4 protein-coding genes are annotated in these 3,529 nt (G+C 56.0%); 1 reads left to right on the top strand and 3 read right to left on the bottom strand.

Annotated features, from left to right (window positions below; all coding sequences use genetic code 11):
* Both ABX962_RS32765 and ABX962_RS32770 read right to left on the bottom strand, forming a co-directional pair.
* Positions 1-1,319 (bottom strand): phytoene desaturase family protein (locus ABX962_RS32765; protein WP_372725896.1); only part of this gene is annotated, 1,319 nt, incomplete at its 3' end.
* Between the two features lie 70 nt (positions 1,320-1,389).
* Positions 1,390-2,118: a hypothetical protein gene (locus ABX962_RS32770; RefSeq protein ID WP_372725897.1), complete on the bottom strand. Its 729-nt coding sequence runs from the start codon at positions 2,116-2,118 to the stop codon at positions 1,390-1,392.
* A 23-nt stretch (positions 2,119-2,141) separates the two neighbouring features.
* Between ABX962_RS32770 and ABX962_RS32775 the strand changes: the two genes are divergently transcribed.
* Positions 2,142-2,471: a nucleotide pyrophosphohydrolase gene (locus ABX962_RS32775; protein WP_372725898.1), complete on the top strand. Its 330-nt coding sequence runs from the start codon at positions 2,142-2,144 to the stop codon at positions 2,469-2,471.
* Between the two features lie 294 nt (positions 2,472-2,765).
* Here ABX962_RS32775 and ABX962_RS32780 read toward each other — a convergent pair.
* Positions 2,766-3,529, bottom strand: a 764-nt coding sequence (locus ABX962_RS32780; protein WP_372725899.1) for a TatD family hydrolase, incomplete at its 5' end; no start/stop codon positions are given.

Below are 3,529 nucleotides of genomic sequence, written 5' to 3' on the forward strand. Positions count from 1 at the left end.
AACATGCCACCGACTTGCTGAGGCAGTTCGCGGCTGACGCCAAGCCCTTCAAACTTCGTTCCAAAGCTGGCCCCCAGCTCGTGACGCGTGTAGTGATTGAACGTTCGCGGCGTTGCAGCTTCGGCGCGATCGATTTTGTTGCGAATCCCTGGAATGTATTTTTCCAACGCATCGATCGTCGTTTCGACCAAGTCTTTTTTACTTGCTTCGTAGTCCTCGTCGCTCAGATCGGCCCAATCCGACCAGTTTGCATTGGTGCTGCTGACGATCGCATAACGATCCTTCTTTTTCTCGGGCCGCGTGCGAGGGTAATAGAAACTGAACGTGCGGCTGGTGATATCGCGGCTCAACAACAAGTCGGTGCGAAATTCCTTTGCCGTGCTGGTGAAGAACAAATCGCCGCCGGACTCATCAATTTCCTCCCCTTCTTTCAGCGCCATATAGACTTGCGTGCTGCTGTTATTCAGCCGTACCGCGCCGGCTCGCTCGACATAGTCTTTATCCAGCACGTCGCTGCCGAGCATTTTGAGCACCGTCGTTTTCAGGTTTGCGTTGCTGACGACGGCGCGACAGCGAATGGTGCGACCGTTGACTTCGACTGAATTGACACTGCCGTCTTTGACATTGATTTTGTCGACACCACAGCGGATGCGAATGTCGACATTGTTCGATTCGAGTTCTTTCTTCATCCGAGCGACAAGGTCTTCGGTACCCCCTTCGTAGATGAACACGCCCTTGCTCATGAAGTTACTGAACACGATTCCGTAAGTGATCGCGGGGTCTTCGAGTGTCGAACCGTTGGCGTAAGTGATCGGTTCCATCAACAACCGCACCACGTCATCACGACCGGGAAAGAAACGATCGAACAGTTGCCGAGTGGTGATCTGTTGATCGTCGTAAAAGTTCATGCCTCGGGCGGTATCAAAGAACTCGTTGACCGTATCCGGAGCGATTCCGAAATCGGAAGTCAGCAAACGAGTAAAGTCTTCGCGATTGAAGCTAGTCGTGAGCGAGAACTGAGGATTGTCAAAGCGAATGTTTTTCAATTGGACAATGCGATCGGCAATGTCTCGGTTCCAATAGCGGCGACACGATTTGATCATGCCGTGGGGAAACCCGTGCAGCGACACGTCGAAGATATGGCCGCCGGGACGTAGGAACCAAGTCGCGAGCCCACCAAGTTTGTAGTGTTGTTCCAACAACAGGACGCGATGGCCGGCGCGGCCGAGGATATTGGCGGAGGTCATTCCGGCTAATCCGCTGCCAATCACGACCACGTCATATTCGTCCGCGGCACCTTTTAGGAAATCTTTCGCCATCGATGGAACTACAAAAACAAAGGGGGAAACGAGGGAACAAGGCTAGAAGATACAGTAAAACGCCGATTCCTTAGAGAGGGCCTTGATCAGGCTGTAACTCGGCAAACACACCGATTTGGTTTTCCGCCGGCGGTTTATCACCGTAAAGCATCACACCCGCGTTGCCGACGAGCCAGCGGTCGTCGATCAGGCGGATCGACCCCTTCTTTCCTTTTCGCACCGTCTCTTTGCCGATTCCCGACCGCAGCGCGTCATGCGTGCCGCGAAAAATCGTGACATGCTCTGTGGGCAAGACCGTCGCCAAACGCTTGGTCCCGCGGTCACTCTGTACCGTCGCAGTGATCTTCCACCGCGAGTCTCGCGGATCGGAGCCAATTTTCACCGTCACGACCGACTCGCCGGGCGGCAGGTCGACGGCGGCAAACCAATCCGGAGCCGACGAGTCCTTGGGCCACAATGTGCTATAACACACGCGATAACGAGGCTGGTCGGGAACACGCACGCGGGCTCGATAGGTTAGCGGTTGGTCCGACGGTGCACGCGAAGCGGCAATTTCGCTCTCCGTAGTGGGTTCCAAATAGCCATGCTCGCGGCGTAATCGATCCAGTTCCAACTCGGCTCGCCGCAAACGCTGCAGCGTGACGACAAATGCGACCACCAACATCACGATCGTAACCAGCCCCCAAAACTCACGCAGACTCCACTGCCGGGATGCGTTTCCGTTTCGACGTGGTGGCACCTCGAAATTCGGTTGCGTATCGGAGTGAGGCGGCGGCACTGGGTTCGGCGGATCATCCATGTCAAGATTGTAGAGTGTGAACCATGAGCGATGAAACAACCACGGTCAACGAACTGCGAATCCTCGTCGAGAAATTTGTCGCCGAGCGGGACTGGCACTCATTCCATAACCCAAAAAATTTGTCGATGTCGCTGGCGATCGAAGCGGCCGAGTTGATGGAGCATTTCCAGTGGCTAACGCTCGAAGAAGGAGCCAAAGTCAAGCTAGACGAGAAACGCAAGCACGAAGCGGGCGAAGAACTCGCGGACTGCTTGGCTTACGTGATCGCGATCGCCAATGCGATGGAGATCGATTTAAGCGAGACGCTGCGAGCAAAAATGATCCAAAACGCAGTGAAGTACCCGGCGCCGTAGCGCCCCGTAGGCCGGAGTGTAGCGATAGCGAAGTTCCCGTATCCTAAAACTCACCCTCCCCCGCGGCAGGGTCGGCCGCGGTAGCGGCCGGGGAGGGCTGGTTGAAATGAACTTGCACGTTGCAATCTCTAACACAACGAGACCCCACCCAGAGCTTGCTCCGCTCGCTCTGACCTCCCCAAAACAAGTTTCGGGGAGGTGAAGCGCGCCGACGCCTTGGAAACCCGAGCGACAGTCCGATGCCGGATCGGCGGCGCTTGCAGCGACTTGATTCGGCCTACGGGAAGATTCGGACTAAACCGGCAATCCCAACAAACGGCGGGCGTTTTCGGTGGTGATTGCTGCTAATCGCTCGGGGGATACGCCTCGAACATTGGCAAGACAGCGAAGCGTGTGAGCCACACGAGCCGGTTCGTTGGGCCGTTTGCCTCGCAGCGGTTCAGGACTGAGGTAGGGGGCGTCGGTTTCAATGAGAAGTTTGTCGTCGGGGACGATTGCCGCAACGGCTCGCAATTCGTCACTCTTTTTGAACGTGACCATCCCTGCGAAGCTGAGGTGCAGCCCCATCTCTAAGCACTGTTTTCCCAGTGCGATATCGCCGGTGAACGAGTGCATGATGCCTGCGGGTACGGACGATTGCCGCCGCAATTGGTCGACAATCAAATCGCCACTCTCACGCATGTGGATCACCATCGGCAATCCCGTGTCACGGCATAACTGCATGTGGCGATCAAAGTAGTCGTGTTGTAACGGCAGTGGGGTGTCGTCCCAATAACAATCCAATCCCGTTTCGCCGATCGCTTTCACGCCAACCTGGTTGATCATCGCTTGAATCAAAGCAAAATCCCCATCGGCAGCTTCGGCGGCCGAGTTGGGCTGGATCCCGATCGTGGCGAACAAGTAATCCGGATACTCTGCGGCAAGCTCGCACGCGCGGCGGCTCGTTTTTACGTCCACCCCGACCACGTTGATCCCCACAACGCCCGCCTGTTTGGCTCGCGCGATCACGTCGTCAACGATTCCGTCAAAGGCTTCGGTATTAAGATGAGCGTGAGTGT

Origin of the sequence: Novipirellula sp. (assembly GCF_041583735.1) — a bacterium.
Taxonomy (GTDB): Bacteria; Planctomycetota; Planctomycetia; order Pirellulales; family Pirellulaceae; genus Novipirellula.